General features: G+C 64.2%; 18 protein-coding genes. 15 read left to right on the forward strand and 3 right to left on the reverse strand.

Features of this window, described 5'->3' with window-relative positions:
• The first annotated feature begins 73 nt into the window (after nucleotides 1–73).
• On the forward strand, nucleotides 74–1,666 hold the full coding sequence (locus AC0L3U_RS30175; protein ID WP_473364248.1) for a GMC family oxidoreductase: 1,593 nt from the start codon (nucleotides 74–76) through the stop codon (nucleotides 1,664–1,666).
• Nucleotides 1,667–1,825: 159 nt separating this feature from the next.
• On the opposite strand, the gene AC0L3U_RS30180 is transcribed toward AC0L3U_RS30175, so the two are convergent.
• Complete coding sequence (locus AC0L3U_RS30180; RefSeq protein WP_473364249.1) at nucleotides 1,826–2,587, reverse strand: SDR family NAD(P)-dependent oxidoreductase; 762 nt, start codon at nucleotides 2,585–2,587, stop codon at nucleotides 1,826–1,828.
• 115 nt (nucleotides 2,588–2,702) lie between these two features.
• On the opposite strand from AC0L3U_RS30180, the gene AC0L3U_RS30185 reads away from it, so the two are divergent.
• From AC0L3U_RS30185 to AC0L3U_RS30195, 3 genes are all read left to right on the forward strand, one after another.
• The gene (locus AC0L3U_RS30185; protein WP_473290199.1) at nucleotides 2,703–3,215 is read left to right on the forward strand and encodes a CvpA family protein; all 513 of its coding nucleotides are present in this window, start codon (nucleotides 2,703–2,705) and stop codon (nucleotides 3,213–3,215) included.
• A gap of 129 nt (nucleotides 3,216–3,344) precedes the next feature.
• Nucleotides 3,345–4,127 carry an SDR family oxidoreductase gene (locus AC0L3U_RS30190; protein WP_007605221.1) on the forward strand — a complete coding sequence of 261 codons (783 nt, stop codon included), beginning with the start codon at nucleotides 3,345–3,347 and terminating at the stop codon, nucleotides 4,125–4,127.
• Nucleotides 4,124–5,113, forward strand: coding sequence for an NADPH:quinone reductase (locus AC0L3U_RS30195; protein WP_473364250.1), 990 nt, complete (start codon nucleotides 4,124–4,126; stop codon nucleotides 5,111–5,113). Before AC0L3U_RS30190 ends, AC0L3U_RS30195 begins: the two co-directional genes overlap by 4 nt.
• Nucleotides 5,114–5,125: 12 nt before the next feature.
• On the opposite strand, the gene AC0L3U_RS30200 is transcribed toward AC0L3U_RS30195, so the two are convergent.
• Nucleotides 5,126–5,605: a DUF3775 domain-containing protein gene (locus tag AC0L3U_RS30200; protein WP_473364251.1), complete on the reverse strand. Its 480-nt coding sequence runs from the start codon at nucleotides 5,603–5,605 to the stop codon at nucleotides 5,126–5,128.
• Between the two features lie 124 nt (nucleotides 5,606–5,729).
• Here AC0L3U_RS30200 and AC0L3U_RS30205 point away from each other — a divergent pair, with 124 nt between their 5' ends.
• The 8 genes from AC0L3U_RS30205 (at nucleotide 5,730) to AC0L3U_RS30240 (ending at nucleotide 14,416) form a co-directional block, all read left to right on the forward strand.
• The gene (locus tag AC0L3U_RS30205; protein ID WP_473364252.1) at nucleotides 5,730–6,578 is read left to right on the forward strand and encodes an MBL fold metallo-hydrolase; all 849 of its coding nucleotides are present in this window, start codon (nucleotides 5,730–5,732) and stop codon (nucleotides 6,576–6,578) included.
• 130 nt (nucleotides 6,579–6,708) lie between these two features.
• Entirely contained in the window at nucleotides 6,709–7,551 is an 843-nt protein-coding gene (locus AC0L3U_RS30210; RefSeq protein WP_007599594.1) for a fumarylacetoacetate hydrolase family protein, read from the forward strand.
• 143 nt (nucleotides 7,552–7,694) lie between these two features.
• Nucleotides 7,695–8,306, forward strand: a complete 612-nt coding sequence (locus AC0L3U_RS30215; RefSeq protein WP_473364253.1) for a glutathione S-transferase family protein — start codon at nucleotides 7,695–7,697, stop codon at nucleotides 8,304–8,306.
• Nucleotides 8,307–8,331: 25 nt separating this feature from the next.
• Nucleotides 8,332–9,525, forward strand: a complete 1,194-nt coding sequence (locus AC0L3U_RS30220) for a serine hydrolase domain-containing protein (protein WP_473364254.1) — start codon at nucleotides 8,332–8,334, stop codon at nucleotides 9,523–9,525.
• A gap of 16 nt (nucleotides 9,526–9,541) precedes the next feature.
• Nucleotides 9,542–10,411 (forward strand): MBL fold metallo-hydrolase, encoded by an 870-nt coding sequence (locus AC0L3U_RS30225; protein ID WP_473364255.1) that lies wholly within the window; start codon nucleotides 9,542–9,544, stop codon nucleotides 10,409–10,411.
• Between the two features lie 116 nt (nucleotides 10,412–10,527).
• Entirely contained in the window at nucleotides 10,528–11,679 is a 1,152-nt protein-coding gene (locus tag AC0L3U_RS30230; RefSeq protein ID WP_473364256.1) for an alpha/beta hydrolase, read from the forward strand.
• Between the two features lie 62 nt (nucleotides 11,680–11,741).
• Nucleotides 11,742–12,713: an iron exporter MbfA gene (gene mbfA, locus AC0L3U_RS30235; protein ID WP_275170822.1), complete on the forward strand. Its 972-nt coding sequence runs from the start codon at nucleotides 11,742–11,744 to the stop codon at nucleotides 12,711–12,713.
• Between the two features lie 230 nt (nucleotides 12,714–12,943).
• Complete coding sequence (locus AC0L3U_RS30240; protein ID WP_473364257.1) at nucleotides 12,944–14,416, forward strand: amidase; 1,473 nt, start codon at nucleotides 12,944–12,946, stop codon at nucleotides 14,414–14,416.
• 26 nt (nucleotides 14,417–14,442) lie between these two features.
• Here the strand turns inward: AC0L3U_RS30240 and AC0L3U_RS30245 are convergent, their stop codons facing one another.
• Nucleotides 14,443–14,925, reverse strand: coding sequence for a CinA family protein (locus AC0L3U_RS30245; protein WP_473364258.1), 483 nt, complete (start codon nucleotides 14,923–14,925; stop codon nucleotides 14,443–14,445).
• Between the two features lie 165 nt (nucleotides 14,926–15,090).
• Between AC0L3U_RS30245 and AC0L3U_RS30250 the strand changes: the two genes are divergently transcribed.
• The 3 genes from AC0L3U_RS30250 to AC0L3U_RS30260 are packed head-to-tail and all read left to right on the forward strand — an operon-like array spanning nucleotide 15,091 to nucleotide 17,695.
• Nucleotides 15,091–16,149 (forward strand): amidohydrolase family protein, encoded by a 1,059-nt coding sequence (locus tag AC0L3U_RS30250; protein WP_473364259.1) that lies wholly within the window; start codon nucleotides 15,091–15,093, stop codon nucleotides 16,147–16,149.
• 23 nt (nucleotides 16,150–16,172) lie between these two features.
• Nucleotides 16,173–17,282, forward strand: a complete 1,110-nt coding sequence (locus tag AC0L3U_RS30255; protein WP_473364260.1) for an amidohydrolase family protein — start codon at nucleotides 16,173–16,175, stop codon at nucleotides 17,280–17,282.
• Nucleotides 17,282–17,695 carry a Rieske (2Fe-2S) protein gene (locus AC0L3U_RS30260; protein WP_473349457.1) on the forward strand — a complete coding sequence of 138 codons (414 nt, stop codon included), beginning with the start codon at nucleotides 17,282–17,284 and terminating at the stop codon, nucleotides 17,693–17,695. Before AC0L3U_RS30255 ends, AC0L3U_RS30260 begins: the two co-directional genes overlap by 1 nt.
• Nucleotides 17,696–17,725 lie beyond the last annotated feature (30 nt).

Consider the following 17,725-nt stretch of genomic DNA (forward strand, 5'->3'; position numbering starts at 1 on the left):
CCGCCGTGGGATTCTGGATTGCTTCGCTGCGCTCGCAATGACGAGAAGAAAAATGCAAGAGGGGGAAACATCAGTGACTGACACATTCGATTTCGTCGTCGTGGGCGCGGGCTCCGGCGGCTGCGCGGTGGCGGGGCGGCTGTCGGAGGATGCGGGGACATCCGTGGCGCTGCTCGATGCCGGCGGACGGAACGACAATTGGCGGATCACCACGCCGTTCGGGCTGGCTTTGCCATACAAGGCCGCGAACTGGGGCTTCGATACCGTGCCGCAGAAGGGATTGAACAGCCGTATCGGCTATCAACCGCGCGGCAAGGGGCTCGGCGGGTCCTCGGCGATCAATGCCATGGTCTACATCCGCGGCAACAAATGGGACTACGACCACTGGGCCTCGCTCGGCAATGCCGGTTGGTCGTACGCGGACGTGCTGCCCTATTTCAAGCGCTCGGAGAACAACGCCGATTTCGACGGCGCGTATCATGGCAAGGGCGGCCCGCTGCATGTCAACAGGCTGCGCGCGGACAATCCGATCCATGACGTCTTCCATCAGGCGGCCCGCGAGGCGCAGTTCCGCATCCGCGAGGACTTCAATGCGGAGGACCACGAAGGGCTTGGCAGCTACCAGGTGACGCAGCACAATGGCGAGCGCTGGAGCGCGGCGCGCGCCTATGTGAATCCGCATATGGGCAAGCGCGCCAATCTGCGTGTCGAGACGCAGGCGCATGCCACGCGCATCCTGTTCGAAGGTGGGCGCCCGGTCGGCATCGAATATGTCCAGGGCAAGCAGACGAAGCAGCTGCGCGCGCGGCGCGAGGTGATCCTCGCCTCCGGTGCCTTCCAGTCACCGCAATTGCTGATGCTGTCGGGCATCGGCGACGGCGAGGCGCTCGCCGCGCACGGGATCGACGTCGTGCGTCATTTGCCGGGCGTCGGACGCAATCTGCAGGATCATCCGGATTTCGTGTTCGTCTACGCCTCCGACTACCCGCACTTCGTCCATTCCTCGATCGGCCGGCTGCCATCCCTGCTCCGCGCCATCCAACGGTACCGCCGGGAGCGGCGCGGACTGATGACCACCAACTTCGCCGAGTGTGGCGGCTTCCTGAAGACCCGGGCCGATCTCGATGTGCCCGACATCCAGCTGCACTTCATCATCGCGATGCTCGACGATCACGGCCGCAAGAAGCACAAGGAGGCGGGCTTCTCATGCCATGTCTGCCTGTTGCGACCGAAGAGCCGTGGCAGCGTCTGGCTGAAAAGCGCCGATCCGCTGGCAGCACCGATGATCGATCCGAATTTCTTGGGCGAGGCGGAGGATCTCGAGACGATGGTCGCGGGCTTCAAGACCACGCGGCGGCTGATGGAGACGCCCGCGATGCGCGCGTTGCAGAAGAAGGACATGTTCACGTCCGATGTGAGAACGGACGACGACATCCGCGCCATCCTGCGCGCGCGTGTCGACACCGTCTATCACCCCGTCGGCACCTGCAAGATGGGCACCGATGCGATGGCCGTGGTCGATCCGGCGCTGAAGGTGCACGGCGTCGAAGGCCTGCGCGTCGTCGACGCCGCGATCATGCCGACACTGATCGGCGGCAACACCAATGCGCCGACCATCATGATCGGGGAGAAGGCGGCGGATATGATCAGGGGCGAGGTGCGGTAGCTCTTCTCCCTCTCCCCGCTTGCGGGGAGAGGGTTGGGGTGAGGGGGAGCCTCCGCGAGGACGGAAGCAGTCGAATATGCAGAGACTCCCCCTCACCCGCATCGCATCTTCGATGCGATGCGACCTCTCCCCGCAAGCGGGGCGAGGTGAAGAAAGAGCTCAATTCAACAAGAACCCGCCGTCGACCGTCACCACGCTGCCCGTCATGTACCGCGAGGCCTTCGAGGCCAGCAGCAGGATCGCGCCGTCGAGATCGGATTCGGCGCCGATGCGGCGCTGGGGAATGCGCTTGGTCAGGCGCTCGCCCGGCGGCGTCGACCAGAACGCGTGGTTCATCTCGGTGTCGATGTAGCCGGGCGCCAGCGCGTTGATGCGGATATTCTGCCCCGCAAGCTCCAGCGCCATCGCTTTGGTCGCCTGGATGATGCCGGCCTTGGAGATCGCGTAAGGCGACAACGCCTTCAGCACGCCGGTGCCGAGCACGGAGGCGATGTTGACGATGTTGCCTGCCTGCTTGCGCGCGATCATGCGGCGCGCGATCTCGGTGGCGAGGAAATAGGCGCCCTTGAGATTGGCGCCGATCACCGCGTCCCAATCGGCCTCGGTCTGCTCGGTCGCGAGCTTTTCGATGGCGATGCCGGCATTGTTGATCAGCACCGTGACCGGGCCGAGCGCGGCTTCCGCGGCATCGACGGCCCTCGCGATCGAGGCAGTGTCGGTGACGTCGAGCGCGACGGCGGCGGCACGGCCGCCTTTGCCGCGGATCTCGTCTTCCAGGCTCTTCAGCTTGTCGGTCTGCCGCGCCGCGAGCGCAACGGCCGCGCCATGCGCCGCCAGCACCCGGGCAAATTGCCGCCCCAGCCCCTGGCTCGCGCCTGTGACGAGGATGGTTTCCTGACTGACATCGAATAGGTCTGACATGACGCTTTCCTTGACGCTTTATTGGGCTTTGGGGCCATCAATACAGACGATTTTAACGATCTGAAACCGGAATGATCGGTTCTGCGTTCACTCGTTCCATGGCAGGCTCCCGCGCATGAACAGTTTCGATCTCGCCGTCTATGCGGCGTTCGCCATCGCGATCGGCTTCGGTTTCAGGACCGGCCTGCTCGGCAGCGCCATGACGATCCTGGCCTATCTCCTCGCCGCCCCCATCGCCGTCGCGCTGATGCCGCTGATCGTCCCGCAAATCGCGGGCAATCCGAACGCGCCGCTGCTGCAGAACTGGATCTGGTTCTTCGGCATCTTCGTGGTGGTCGGCATGCTGTTTGGATATCTCGGCCGGCTGGCGCTGAGCGATACGATACGGCAGGCCGGCATCGGCGACCGGCTCGGGGGCGCAGCCCTCGGCGCCATCAGGGTCGGCCTCGTCGCCACCACGCTGGTGCTGGTGTTCGACCAGATCGTGCCGGCCAACCGCCAGCCGCCGTTTCTCGCCGGCTCGCATTTGCGGCCGCTGTTCTCGATGGTGGGCCAGATGGGCTTCAAGTCGCTGCCGCCGGAGGCGGCCTCCGCGATCGACCGTCTCAAGCAGGAGCGGCGCATCTGATGAGGCGCATTTGCATCGCCGGGCAAGTGCGCATGCATTTTGATGCGAGCCAATCCCTTATCAGCGGCGCCAAGGTTGGCTAGAATAGCGGCTTCTTAAAAACCTGCCAGACATTACGGGAGTGAAACAGTGGATCTTGGGATCAAAGGTCGCCGCGCCATCGTCTGCGCATCCAGCAAAGGCCTCGGACGCGCCTGCGCCATCTCGCTGGCCGAGGCCGGCGTACACGTCACGCTGACCGCGCGCGGCGCCGAGGCCCTGAAGAAGACGGCCGACGACATCCGCAAGGCCTATCCTGATGTGACCGTCACCGAGATCGTCGGCGACATCACGACGCCGGCGGGCCGCGAGGCCGTGCTGAAGGCCTGCCCCGAGCCGGATATCCTGATCAACAATGCCGGCGGACCTCCGCCCGGCGATTTCCGCAACTGGACCCGCGACGACTGGATCAAGGCGATCGACGCCAACATGCTGACGCCGATCGAGCTGATCAAATCGACCGTGGACGGCATGATGGCGCGCAAATTCGGCCGCATCGTCAACATCACCTCGGCCGCGGTGAAGGCGCCGATCGACATTCTCGGTCTCTCCAACGGCGCGCGCGCCGGCCTCACCGGCTTCATCGCCGGCCTGTCGCGCAAGACCGTGATCAACAACGTCACCATCAACGGCCTGTTGCCGGGCCCGTTCGAGACCGACCGCCTGCGCAGCACCGCGAAGGGGGAATCCGAGAAGCGCGGCATCACGCCGGACCAGGTTCTGGCCGAGCGCGCCAAGCTCAATCCCGCGGGCCGCTTCGGCGATCCCGAGGAATTCGGCTATGCCTGCGCATTCCTGTGCGGCGCCAAGGCCGGCTTCATCACCGGGCAGAACCTTCTGCTCGATGGCGGTGCCTTCCCGGGAACGCTGTGAGAGCAGTCTGGTACGAGGAGACAGGACCGGCGGCGGACGTCCTCACCTATGGTGAGATGGCGACGCCGGTCGCAGGTCCAGGCGAAGTTCGCATTCGCTTGGAAGCCTCCGGCGTCAATCCGGCCGATGTCGGCCGGCGCGGGGGCAGCTATCGCGCGAAGGAATTTTCGCGCGTGATTCCGAACAGCGATGGCGCGGGCTTTATCGACCAGATCGGCGATGGCGCGACGCGGTTCAAGATCGGCGACAGGGTCTGGCTGTTCAACGGCCAGCGCAACGGCCGCGCCTTTGGCACCGCGGCCGAACATATCGCGCTTGCCGAGCATCTGGTGACGCCGCTGCCGGACAATCTCTCTTTTGCGGAAGGCGCGACGCTGGGCATTCCCGCAATGACGGCGTGGTGCTCCCTGTTCGCGGACGGTCCGGTCGTCGGCAAATCCGTGCTGGTCACCGGCGGCGCGGGTGCAGTCGGGCATTACGCCGTGCAACTCGCGAAATGGGGCGGCGCGCAGGTGATCGCGACCGTGAGCTCGGCGATGAAAGGCGAGCAGGCGCGACAGGCTGGTGCCGATCTCGTGGTCAATTACAGGGACGAAGATGTCGTTGCCAAGGCCATGACCTTCACCGGCGGACGCGGGGTCGACCGATTGGTCGATGTCGATTTCGGCGGCAACATCGCGACGACCCTGAAGTTGATGGCCATAAATTCGACCATCGCGGTCTACGCCACGAACGGCAACCGCACGCCGACCGTGCCGATGCGCGAGCTGATGGAGAAGTGCATCACGCTCCGCTCGCTCGTCTTGTTCGCACTACCGCCCGCGCTGCTGGCGGCGGCGCAGGCCGACATCTCGAAATGGCTGGCAGCGGGGCCGCGAATCCACAATGTCGCGGCGCAGTTTGCGCTGTCGGAGACGGCGCAGGCCCATGTCGCGGTCGAGAGAGGCGACAAGCTCGGCACCGTGGTCGTCGACTGCGCGCGCTGATATCGGCCAGGATTACCGCTGTTGCTTGGTGGGCTCGTCTTCGTCCCGCTGGCTCGGACTGGATGAATCGGCGACTGGGTTTCCATCGGTCCAGTCGACGCCGAATTCGTCGAGCCCGTCGGCGAGCAGATCGCCCAGCATCGGCTCACCGAGCAGATAATGCGCCGTTTCGCGCCGGGGACTGCGATACTCGGCGCGCGCCTCCACCGCGCGTGCGCGCAAATCGTCCCAATCGTCGATCGTGCCATCGCCGCGGCCGAGCCAGGTCAGCGCGACGAGATCGATCTGCTCGTCCTCGTTCATGGCCACGATGAAACTTCCGAGTTCGTTGACCACCGGATCGGAGCCGTCATCCTCGAGGACGTCGACCGCATCGTCATCCGTCGCATTCGAGCCGGAATCCGGATCGGAATCCGCCTGCTTGACGTCGAATTCACGCGCCCTTTCGATGATGAAGGCGACCTTCTCCGCGGAAATCGCAAGCTCTGGCATGGCTGGCCCTTTGTCTTTCCCTTGGGTTCCCGCGATAACGCCGCACCGCGTCAGATGATCCATTGCGCCTGACGGCGAAACTGCGCATGTTCCCCGCCAAAGCAAGAACATGAGGATGCGCCGGATGCAGTGGAAGGTCGGCAGGGTCAAAATCAGCAAGATCGTGGAATTGGAGACGGTCGGCTCGACCCGCTTCATTCTGCCCTTGGCGAGCAATGCAGAAATCCAGAAGCTGCCTTGGCTGATCCCGCATTTCGCCACGGAAGAAGGCCGGCTGAAAATGTCGATCCATTCGCTGGTGGTGGAGACGCCTTCGCGCCGCATCGTGGTCGATACCGGGCTTGGCAATGACAAGCAGGGCCGCAACGTCCCGACCTGGAACAACCGCACCACGCCGTTCCTGGAGACGATGATTGCGGCGGGCTTTCCGCCTGACAGCATCGATACCGTGCTGTGCACGCATCTGCATGTCGATCATGTCGGCTGGAACACGAAATGGGTCGACGGCAAATGGGTGCCGACCTTCCCCAACGCGCGCTACGTCTTCGGCAAGACCGAATATGAGCATTGGCGCGACCATTCCACCGAGCCGGACAAGCAGGCCGTGTTTGGCGATTCCGTGAAGCCGATCGTCGATGCCGAGCGGGCCGAGTTGATCCCGAGCGACCACCGGCTCAGCGAGGAGATCAGCATGATCCCGACCCCCGGCCACAGCCCCGGGCATATGAGCATTCTGATCCAGTCGGACGGCGAGCAGGGACTGCTGACGGGCGACGTCGCCCATCATCCCTGCCAGATGGCGCATCTCGGCTGGTCCTCGACCGCGGATTCCGATCAGAGCCAATCTGCCGCGACGCGGCGCGAATTGTTCGGCCGGTTTGCCGATACCCCGACGCTGGTGATCGGCGGGCATTTTTCGGCCGGGCACATCAGGCGGGACGGGGACGCGTTCAGGTTCGAGGCGCTGGCCTAGGCCTCGTGCCCCGGGACGAACCTCCCGAATCGAGAGGCTGCAATGCGCCCCTCTTTGAGCGGTTGAATTTCCCGCCGCCCTGTTCCATGAAGCTGTTCAACCGATCGGTCCAGTCCAGGGAGAAACGAGAATGAAGCTTGTTCGTTATGGCGAGAAGGGTGCGGAGAAGCCCGGCCTGATCGACAAATCCGGCCAGTTGCGGGACCTGTCGGCGCATGTGAAGGACCTGACCGGCGAGGCCTATTCGCCCGAGAGCCTGAAGAAGCTGGCGGCGCTCGATCCCGCCTCGCTACCCGCCGTCTCCGGCAAGCCACGGTTCGGCGCCCCCGTCACCGGCATGTCGAAATTCGTCGCGATCGGCCTCAACTACAGCGACCACGCCAAGGAGACCGGCGCGGAGATTCCGAGCGAGCCGATCATTTTCATGAAGGCCAACACCTCGCTGTCCGGCCCGAACGACGCCGTCGAGAAGCCGCGCGGCTCGACCAAGCTCGACTGGGAGGTCGAGATCGCCGCGATCATCGGCACGCGCGCAAAATACGTCTCGGAAGCCGACGCGCTCAACCACGTCGCGGGCTACTGCGTCTGCAACGACGTCTCCGAGCGCGCCTTCCAGATCGAGCGCCTGGGTCAGTGGACCAAGGGCAAGTCGCACGACACGTTCGGCCCGCTCGGCCCCTGGCTCGCCACCAAGGACGAGATCAAGGACGTGCAGAACCTGCCGATGTGGCTCGACGTCAACGGTCAGCGCCGCCAGACCGGCTCGACCAAGACCATGATCTTCTCGATGGCCAAGTGCATCTCCTATGTCTCGCAGTTCATGACGCTGCTGCCGGGCGACATCATCACGACAGGCACCCCGCCCGGCGTCGGCCTCGGCATGAAGCCGCCGACCTTCCTCAATGTCGGCGACGTCATCACGCTCGGCATCGAGGGTCTCGGCGAACAGCGCCAGGAGATCGTCGCGGCGTAAGCCGCCGCCCTTACTACTGCCACATCGTCATTCCGAGCGAAGCGAAGCAATCCAGAGATCGTCCGGCGGAGACAGCCTGGATTGCTTCGTCGCTTCGCTCCTCGCAATGACGAAGCAAAACTTTCATTTTTTGGATACTCGCCATGAAGCTCACCTTCTCTCCCGCCTCGCCCTTCGCCCGCAAGGTGCGCATCGCCGCGATCGAGCTTGGGCTGATCGACAAGATCGAGTTCACGCCGGCAGCCGTCGCGCCGGGCACGGCCAACGAGGACTATTCGAAGATCACGCCGCTGAAAAAGCTGCCGGTGCTGATCACCAATGACGGCGATGTTATTTTGGACTCCTACGTCATCGTCGAATATCTCAACGAGATGGCCGGCGGCAGCCTGATCCCCGATTACGGTCCGCGGCGCTGGAAGGCCAAGACCAATCATGCCCTGATCAACGGCATGCTCGATTCCATGCTGCTGTGCCGCTACGAGAAGATGGTGCGGCCGCAGGGCCTCCAATGGCAGGCGTGGTCGGACGACCATTGGAATCGGGCCTGGACCGGCATGGCGCGCTTCGAGAACATGCCCGAAGTGCTGAACGGCCCGTTCGACATCTCGCAGATCGGCCTCGTCTGCGTGCTCGGCTATGCCGACTTCCGCTTCGCCGATTGCGGCTGGCGCAAGGCCTATCCGAAGCTCGACGCCTTCCACCAGAAGATGCTGGAGCGGCCCTCCGTGAAGATCTCGGTGCCGCCATCGGCGTAGTATCGCGACGGCGGGGAGAAGGATGATGCGCGATCGCTTCCCCCGCCTCAGCATTCTCGGCGCGAGCCTCGTGCTTGCCTTGACCGTCTCAACCACTTCCGTGCAAGCCGACGGCATGGTGCCTGGACAGCGAACCCTCGCCTGCGAACCGCCATCGTCAACCGACGACGGCTGGACAACTGCGTCGCCCGACAGCGTCGGCATGGACGGCGCGCAACTCTGCGGCATCGCCGCACGACTCGGGCAACGCGCGACTTCGGTCCATTCGGTTGTCGTCGCGCGCCACGGCAAGCTCGTCTTCGAGCAATACTTCGCCGGCTACGACCAGCCCTGGGGACAACCGGAAGGCCAGCGCGAATTCACCGCGACGACGAAGCACGACATGCGTTCGGCATCGAAGAGCGTCGTTTCGCTGCTCGTCGGCATCGCGATCGATCGGAAGCTGATCGAAGGCGTCGACGAGCCTGTGCTCAGATTCTTCCCCGACCATCAGGCTGTGAAGCAGGCGGGCTGGGAGGCTATTACGCTGCGCCATCTGCTGACGATGTCCTCGGGAATGAAATGGGACGAGGCGCGGGCCTGGACCGATCCGAACAACGACGAGCCGCATCTCGGCTTTGAGGTCGATCCGATCGGCTATGTGCTCGCAAGGCCGGTCGCCGCGCCGCCGGATGTGCTCTGGACCTATAATGGCGGCGGGACTGAACTGCTCGGCAACATCCTTGAACGCGTCTCGGGCAAGCCGTTGGAGGCGTTTGCGCGCGAGGTGCTGTTCCAGCCGCTCGGAATCACCGATTTCGAGTGGAAGGCCTACCCGAAGAACGGCAAGATCGCTGCGGCCGCCGGCCTGCGTTTGCGTCCGCGAGATGCCGCCAAGCTCGGCCAGCTCGTGCTCAGCCACGGGCAATGGAACGGCCAGCAGATCGTCTCGGCCGATTGGATTGCACAATCGATCGTACCGCGCTTCCAGGCGATCGGCTTTTTCGGCGGCACGCTGTTCTATGGCTATCAATGGTGGATGGGCCGCTCGCTGGCCAGCGGGAGGGAAGTCAAATGGATTGGCGCCTTCGGCTGGGGCGGCCAGCGCCTATTCATCGTGCCCGAGCTTGATCTTGTCATGATGACCACCGCTGCCCAATACGGCCAGCCGAAGGAAGGGCTGGCCGCGATCGACGTCCTCTCCAACATCGTCATTCCGTCTGTGCGTGACGCACGCTGAGTGCAAGGAAGCGAGCATGAGCCTGAAATACGCGGTCGGCGATCTCACCATCCATCGCATCATCGAGCAGGAAACCTCATTCGTGCCGGCACTGGAGATGTTGCCGGGGCTGACGCCGGAGCTGCTGGCCGAGAACCGGGCGTGGATGAGGGAGGCGAAAGCCCTGGATGACAGCGACACATTGATGCTGTGCTTCCAGTCCTATGTGATCAAGACGCCGCACCACACCATTCTGGTCGACAGCTGCATCGGCAACGACAAGCCCCGGCCGCAGCGGCCGAAATGGAACATGAAGACCGACGACACCTATCTGCGCGGTCTCGCCGCCGCAGGCTTCTCGGTCGGCGACATCGACTTCGTGATGTGCACGCATCTGCACGTCGATCACGTCGGCTGGAACACGCGGCTGGAGAATGGCCGCTGGGTGCCGACCTTCCCGAAGGCGCGTTACGTCTTCGCCAAGCAGGAGTTCGATCACTGGAGCGAGCAGAACGCGAAGGCGGAGGTGCCGCCCTTCGCCGACAGCGTGCTGCCGGTGGTCGAGGCCAAACGCCACGAGCTCGTCGGCAACGATCACGAGATCGGCGATCACGTCCGCATCCTGCCGACGCCGGGCCACACGCCGGGCCATATCGCCATCGCGATGGGCCACGGCAAGGATGACGCCGTGTTCTCCGGCGACCTCATGCACTCGCCGTTGCAGACGCTCTATCCGGAGCTGTCGGTCAAGTTTGACCTCGATCAAGCCAGGGCGGCAACGACGCGCCGCAGCTTCCTGGAACGCTATTGCGACACCGACACGCTGTGCTGCACCGCGCATTTCCCCTCGCCGTCGGTGGGAAAGATCCGGCGCAAGGGCAGCGGCTTCGTCTGCGCGGCGGTTTAACGCGGCCTTCCTCTCCGTCATGCCCGGGCTTGTCCCGGGCATCCACGTTCTTACAATCAACCGTAACGAAGAACGTGGATGGCCGGGACAAGCCCGGCCATGACGAGGAAACACCAATGACAACGCTCCCCGAGATCCCGCTCACCGCCGGCATCCGCTCACGCTATGTCGACGATATCAACGGCCTGCGCATGCATGTGCTGGAGGCCGGCTTCGAGACCAAGGGGCGGCCCTGCATCCTGCTACTGCACGGCTTTCCGGAGCTCGCCTTCTCCTGGCGCAAGGTGATGCCGGCGCTGAGCGCGGCGGGCTATCACGTGATCGCACCGGACCAGCGCGGCTATGGCCGCACGACGGGATGGAGCGCGGAATACGACGGCGATCTCGCGCCGTTTTCGCTCTTCAACCTGGTGCGGGATGCGCTCGGGCTGGTGTCGGCGTTTGGCTACAGGCAGGTCGATGTGGTGGGACATGATTTCGGCAGCCCGGTCGCGGCCTGGTGCGCGCTGATGCGGCCCGACGTGTTTCGTTCGGTGGCGATGATGAGCGCGCCGTTCGGCGGAGCGCCGCCGCTGCCGTTCAACACGGTCGACGCGCCGGCAAAGCCACCGGCCGAAGACCCCGTGCATCGCGAGCTCGCCGCCTTGCCGCGTCCGCGCAAGCATTATCAATGGTACTATGCGACACGCCCGGCCAACGCCGACATCCACCGTGCGCCGCAGGGCGTGCATGATTTCCTGCGCGCCTACTATCATCACAAGAGCGCGGACTGGACCGACAACAAGCCGTATCCGCTGAAGTCCTGGTCGGCGAACGAGCTTGCGAAGCTGCCGACCTATTATGTGATGGACCTGAACGAGACCATGGCCGAGACGGTCGCAAAAGAGATGCCCTCGCCGGCCGCGATCGCCGCCAATCAATGGCTGCCCGACCGCGAGCTTGCCTACTACAGCGCCGAATATGGCCGCACCGGATTCCAGGGCGGCCTGCAATGGTATCGCTGCGGCACATCGGGGGCATTCAACAGCCAGCTCCAATTGTTGGCCGGCCGCACCATCGACGTCCCCTCCTGCTTCATCTCGGGCAAGCAGGATTGGGGCACCTATCAGCGTCCCGGCGTGTTCGAGGCGATGCAGGCGCGGGCCTGCACGAAGCTGCTCGGCTGCCACCTCGTCGACGGCGCCGGTCACTGGGTGCAGCAAGAGCAACCGGCCGAGGTGAGCCGTCTGCTGCTCGATTTCCTGGCGAAGAGCCGCGGCGTGGTTTGACCCGGGAACCCAAGCGCCCTATATAGTTTAGAATTGTTCTAAACTGACCAGACAGGGCCACCGTGAAGAATTTTGCCGATCTCACCGAACGCGAGGTGCTTGCGGTCGCGATCTCCTCCGAGGAGGAGGACAGCCGCATCTACATGAGCTTCGCCGAAGACCTGAAGGAGCGCTATCCGGACTCCGCCAAGATCTTCGAGCAGATGGCCGAGGAAGAGCGCGGCCATCGCCACATGCTACTGGAAATGTACGAGCAGCGCTTCGGTCCGCATTTGCCCCCGATCCGCCGCGAGGATGTCAAAGGCTTCCTGCGCCGTCGTCCGGTCTGGCTCACCAAAAACCTGCCGCTCGACACCGTCCGCAGGGAAGTCGAGACAATGGAATTGCAGGCCGAGCGCTTTTACGTGAAGGCGGCCGAACAGGCGCAGGATGTCGGCGTGCGCCGCCTGCTCGGCGATCTGGCCGAAGCCGAGAAAGGCCACGAAGAGGTGGCCGCCAAGCTGACGGACCAGATCCTGAGCTCAGACGTGCGCGCCGAAGAAGACCGCACTAACCGCCGCATGTTCGTGCTGCAATATGTGCAGCCAGGTCTCGCCGGCCTGATGGACGGCTCCGTCTCGACGCTGGCGCCGCTGTTTGCGGCTGCGTTCGCCACGCATCAGAACTGGCAAACATTTCTGGTCGGCCTCGCCGCCTCGATCGGCGCCGGCATCAGCATGGGTTTTGCGGAAGCGCTGTCCGACGACGGCTCGCTGACCGGGCGCGGTTCGCCCTGGCTGCGCGGTCTCACCTGCGGCTTGATGACGACGCTCGGCGGGCTTGGACACACGCTGCCCTATCTCGTGCCCGATAGCTGGGCCAACGCATTCTGGATCGCGACCGGAATCGCCGGAATCGTGGTGTTCTTCGAGTTGTGGGCGATTGCCTTCATCCGCGCGCGCTACATGGACACGCCGTTCCTCCAGGCCGTGTTCCAGATCGTGCTCGGCGGCGCGATCGTGCTGGCGGTGGGGATACTGATCGGAGCGGCGTAGGACGCTGTCATGCCCCGGCTTGATTGGGGCATCCAGTACGCCGCGACCTCTCCGTGGCCGATCGGCGCCGGAGGAATACTGATCGCCCGGTCAAGCCGGGCGATGACTGCGAGTGGTTACTTGGCTCACCGCGTTCCGTCTTGCTCAGATGTCAATCGCGATCAAACGGCGGTTGCGGTGCTGGGCCAAACTGCGCATCATCGTTCGACAATAAGAACAGGAGATGCGCCATGGCCAAATCCGAATGGAGCTTCAAAAGCGCGGTCGCGCTGTCGGCCGCACTGACTTCGAAGAAGGTCTCGTCGGTCGAGCTCACGCAGGATGCGATCGACCGCATCGAACGGCACGACGGCAAGGTCAACGCGATCTGCGTGCGGGATTTCGACCGTGCGCTGGACGCCGCACGCGAGGCGGACGCCGCATTGGCACGCGGCGAGCGCAAGCCGCTGCTCGGCCTGCCGATGACGATCAAGGAATCCTTCAACATCGTCGGCCTGCCGACGACCTGGGGCTGGACGCCGCAGAAAGATTTCAAGCCGCCCGAGGATGCGCTCTCGATCACGCGGGTGAAGGGTGCCGGCGGCGTCATCCTCGGCAAGACCAACGTGCCCGTCGGGTTGGCGGATTGGCAGAGCTACAACGAGATCTACGGCACGACGAACAATCCATTCGATCTCGGTCGCACGCCGGGTGGCTCGTCGGGCGGCTCGTCTGCGGCGCTGGCGGCAGGCTACGGACCGCTTTCGCTCGGGTCCGACATCGGCGGCTCGCTGCGCGTGCCCGCCTTTCATTGCGGGGTCTATGCGCACAAGCCGACCTACAATCTCTGTCCAACGCGTGGCCACACGCCGCCGCCATTTCCAGCCATTCCGATGGAGCGCGATATGGCGGTGATCGGTCCGATGGCGCGGAGCGCAGTCGACCTGCCCCTGCTCCTGGATGTGATGGCAGGCCCCGATCCTCTGGACCTGGGCATCGGATACAAGCTCGCGCTGCCGGAGGCGCGACACCGCGCGCTGAAGGATTTCCGCGTGCTGGTGATCGACAGCCATCCGCTGCTGCCTGCCAATGCAGATATTCGCGGCGCGATCGAGAAGCTGGCGGACCAATTGACGGGCACGGGCGCGCGCGTCGCGCGCGAAAGTCCGCTGTTTCCGGACTTCACGGAAGCCTCTCGCCTCTACATGCGCATGCTGATGGGTTTTCTCGGCGCCTTCTCTCCGCCGGACATTCTCGCCGGAGCGCGTGCCGGAGCGGCGCAGCTCTCGCCCGAGGACAAGAGCCTCGCTGCCGAACGGCTGCGCGGCATGACCAGTACACATCAGGCTTGGGTGTTCGACGAAGGCGCTCGCGCCGGCCTGCGCGCGCAGTGGCGGCAATTGTTCAGGACATTCGATGCGGTGATCTGCCCGATCATGCCGACCCCGGCCTATCCGCATGATCATTCGCCGGAGCAGGAAAAACGCCGGATCAATATCGATGGCAAGGACCACGCCTATCCGGACCAGCTTGCGTGGCCCGGCATCGCCACGCTGACGGGCCTGCCGGCAACGGCCGTTCCGCTCGGCCTGTCGAAGGACGGACTGCCGGTCGGCGTGCAGATTATCGGGCCCTTCCTCGAGGACCGCACTCCGCTCAAGCTCGCCGAGCTGATCGAACGCGAGTTCGGCGGGTTCGTGCCGCCGAAGATGTTCGACGATTGATCTGTCGTTGCGACGGCGCCGCGAGGTCAGCGCTCCAGATTCTTCAACAGCAATTTCAGGGCTGTCGCCGCAAAGGTCTGCATATTGGCCAAGCGGTCGTTGCCGCCCGTCTCCAGTGTCATCACCTCGAACGCGGGCCCGGCGACCGCCATACAGCTGTGGCCCGCCGCATCGCCGTACCGATTGCCGGTGGGACCGGCTGCGCCGGTTTCGGACAGGCCCCAATCGCAGTTGAAGCGGCTGCGCATCCGCTCGGCCAGCAACTGCGCATAGGGCTCCGACGAGGAACGAAAGCCCTTCATTCCTTCGTCTGAAATATCCATCAGCACACGCCTGGCATCGCGGGTGTAGACCACGGCGCCGCCGAGGAAATAGGCGGACGCGCCGGGGACCGCGAGAAGGCTGGCCGAGATCAGGCCGCCGGTCGAGGATTCCGCCACGGCAATGGTCTGTTTGCGCGCGATCAGTTTCGCCGCGACCTGTTCCGCAATGCCGACGAGCTCTTTCATTCCTTGACCCCTTATGCCTTCGCAACCGAGCCCGGCCCTTCTAGCATATGACAGCGCCGTTGGCCGAGTTGCAGCCGACGGGCAGGCCTGCTTGAATGGCGGCCAAAGGCGGCGGTCAAACGCCGCCCGCGAGACGACGCGACGAGGAAACGTGAAGGACAGGTCATGGCGTCCCTGATCGCCGGCGGAGTGGATTGCGATGTGCATCCGGCCGTGCCGCATCTGACCAGTCTGCTGCCCTACCTGAACGACTATTGGCGCGATCAGGTGACGACGCGCGGCATGGTCGACCTCATCTCGCAATCCTACCCGCAAAACTCGCCGATCACGGCGCGGCCCGACTGGCGCCCCGAAAGCGGCAAGCCGGGCGAGAGCCTGGCGGACATGCAGCGCCATGTGCTCGATCCCTTTCAGCTCTCGTATGCCATCTGCAATCCGCTTTATGGCGTGCAGATGGTGTTTTCAGAGGATCTGCAGGCCGCCTTCTGCCGCGCACTGAACGACTGGCTCGCGAAAGAATGGCTCGATCGCGATACGCGGTTGCGCGGCTCCATCGTGATTCCCACCCAAAGCGTCGAGAAGGCGGTCGCCGAGATCGAGCGCTGTGCGACGGATCGCCGCTTCGTGCAGGTGATGATGCTGGTGATGGGCGACACGCCGCTCGGCAAGCGCGCGCTCTGGCCGATCTACGAGGCGGCAGAACGGCTGGAACTCCCGATCGGCATTCATGCCGGTTCCGCCTATCACAATCCGCCGACCGCCGTGGGCTGGGGGTCCTACCACATCGAGGATTATGCCGGTCAGGCCCAGGCGTTCCAGACCCAACTCACCAGCCTGATCGTCGAGGGCGTGTTCGCCAAATATCCGCGGCTGAAGATGGTGATGCTGGAATCCGGGGTGTCCTGGATCTCGCCCTTTCTCTGGCGCCTGCACAAGTTCTGGCGCGGCGTGCGGATGGAGACGCCGTGGGTCGATCGCGCGCCGCTGGAGATTGTGCGAAGCAACATCCGCTTCTCGTTACAGCCATTCGATGCGCCGCCGGATGAGGCGACATTAATTCGCCTGTTTGATCATATGCAGTCGGACGAATTGGTCGTATTCTCCACCGACTATCCGCACTGGCAGTTCGACGGCCAGGAGGCGCTGCCCGCAGGTCTCACCCCCGATCTCGTGCGCAAGATCATGATCGATAATCCGCATGCGACCTATCCCCGCCTGACTTAGCCGCTGCCAAAGGAGGCAAGGCGATGAATATTCAGTTCCGCGAAAGCTCCGAAGCCGCTTCCCCACTGGCCGTCAAAACCGCGATCGCGGACTGCGACATCCATCCGGCACGCGCGACCCGCGCTGAGCTCTATCCTTACCTGGCCAAACGCTGGCAGCATCATCTCGAAGTCTACGGCGTCCATGCCTATCAGGGCATGATAGAAGGTCCGCCCTATCCGAAGGCCCAGCCCAACGCCTCGCGCCGCGACGCCTATCCGCCGGAAGGCGGGCCACAGGGCTCCTCGCTGTCCTTCATGCAGAAGCAGCTGCTCGACCCCAACAACGTGCAGCTCGGCGTGCTCAATCCGCTCAACACCGGCCAGGGCATCCGCAATCACGAGCTCTCGGCCGCTTTGTGCTCGGCGATCAACGACTGGCAGATCGACAAATGGACCAGCAAGGACAAGCGGCTGAAGGCGTCCATCGTCGTCGGCAATGAGGACGGGCTGTCGGCCGCCGCGGAAATCCGCGAGCGCGCCGGCGACAAGAATTTCGTGCAGGTGCTGCTGCTCAGCCGCAACGTCGAGCCGCTCGGCCAGCGCCGCTACTGGCCGATCTACCAGGCCGCCGAAGAGGCCGGCCTTCCCGTCGGCGTGCACGCCTTCGGCTTCGGCGGCAACCCGATCACGCCGTCGGGCTGGCCTTCCTATTACATCGAGGAAATGGTCGGCCACTCGCAGTGCCAGCAATCGGCGCTGGCGAGTCTTGTTTTGGAGGGCGTGTTCGAGCGTTTCCCGAAATTGAAGATGGTGATGATCGAGGCCGGCTTCGGCTGGGCGCCGTCGCTGGCGTGGCGGCTCGACAAGGTCTGGCAGCGGCTGCGCAGCGAGGTGCCGCATGTCAAACGGCCGCCGTCCGAATATATCCGCGAGCAGGTGTGGTGGACGACGCAGCCGATGGAGGATCCGGAGCGGCGCGAGGATCTGTTCGACGTCATCAAGTGGATCGGCTGGGATCGGCTGCTGTTCGCCACCGACTATCCGCATTGGGATTATGACGAGCCGTCGCGCGTGCTACCCGCGGGCGTCAGCGACGATGACCGCGAGGCCTTCTATCTCGGCAATGCGAAGAAGCTGTACGGGATCGCTTGATGGCGCGGCATGTGATTGCCGCGGTCGATGAGCTGCCGCCCGGCACGCGAAAATTTCTGGAGATCGACGGACGGCCGATCGCGGTCTTCAACATCAAGGGTGAATATTTCGGCCTGATGAACCGCTGCCCGCATCAGGGCGCGGCACTGTGCGAGGGGCCGCTGATCGGGCTGGCGCAATCCAGCGACCCCGGTGAGATCGAATACACCAAGCTCGGCGAGATCATCCGCTGCCCCTGGCACGGCTGGGAGTTCGACATCCGCACCGGCCAGTCCTATTGCGACCCCCGCCGCTTCCGGGTGAAGGCCTATCCCGCGCGTGTCGAGCCGGGTGCGAGCGTGGTGAAGGGGCCGTATGTCGCTGAGACGATACCGGTGAAAGTCGAGAGCGATTACGTCGTGGTGGACCTGTAGCGAAGCAGATGGCTCGGACATGCGCCGGTA

It is taken from the genome of Bradyrhizobium sp. Kon69 (genome assembly GCF_055807515.1).

Coding starts and splice junctions, on each gene's coding strand:
- AC0L3U_RS30180 (WP_473364249.1), bottom strand. CDS start 2,587: ATGTCAGACCTATTCGATGTCAGTCAGGAAACCATCCTCGTCACAGGC.
- AC0L3U_RS30185 (WP_473290199.1), top strand. CDS start 2,703: ATGAACAGTTTCGATCTCGCCGTCTATGCGGCGTTCGCCATCGCGATC.
- AC0L3U_RS30200 (WP_473364251.1), bottom strand. CDS start 5,605: ATGCCAGAGCTTGCGATTTCCGCGGAGAAGGTCGCCTTCATCATCGAA.
- AC0L3U_RS30205 (WP_473364252.1), top strand. CDS start 5,730: ATGCAGTGGAAGGTCGGCAGGGTCAAAATCAGCAAGATCGTGGAATTG.
- AC0L3U_RS30210 (WP_007599594.1), top strand. CDS start 6,709: ATGAAGCTTGTTCGTTATGGCGAGAAGGGTGCGGAGAAGCCCGGCCTG.
- AC0L3U_RS30215 (WP_473364253.1), top strand. CDS start 7,695: ATGAAGCTCACCTTCTCTCCCGCCTCGCCCTTCGCCCGCAAGGTGCGC.
- AC0L3U_RS30220 (WP_473364254.1), top strand. CDS start 8,332: ATGCGCGATCGCTTCCCCCGCCTCAGCATTCTCGGCGCGAGCCTCGTG.
- AC0L3U_RS30225 (WP_473364255.1), top strand. CDS start 9,542: ATGAGCCTGAAATACGCGGTCGGCGATCTCACCATCCATCGCATCATC.
- AC0L3U_RS30230 (WP_473364256.1), top strand. CDS start 10,528: ATGACAACGCTCCCCGAGATCCCGCTCACCGCCGGCATCCGCTCACGC.
- AC0L3U_RS30240 (WP_473364257.1), top strand. CDS start 12,944: ATGGCCAAATCCGAATGGAGCTTCAAAAGCGCGGTCGCGCTGTCGGCC.
- AC0L3U_RS30245 (WP_473364258.1), bottom strand. CDS start 14,925: ATGAAAGAGCTCGTCGGCATTGCGGAACAGGTCGCGGCGAAACTGATC.
- AC0L3U_RS30250 (WP_473364259.1), top strand. CDS start 15,091: ATGGCGTCCCTGATCGCCGGCGGAGTGGATTGCGATGTGCATCCGGCC.
- AC0L3U_RS30255 (WP_473364260.1), top strand. CDS start 16,173: ATGAATATTCAGTTCCGCGAAAGCTCCGAAGCCGCTTCCCCACTGGCC.
- AC0L3U_RS30260 (WP_473349457.1), top strand. CDS start 17,282: ATGGCGCGGCATGTGATTGCCGCGGTCGATGAGCTGCCGCCCGGCACG.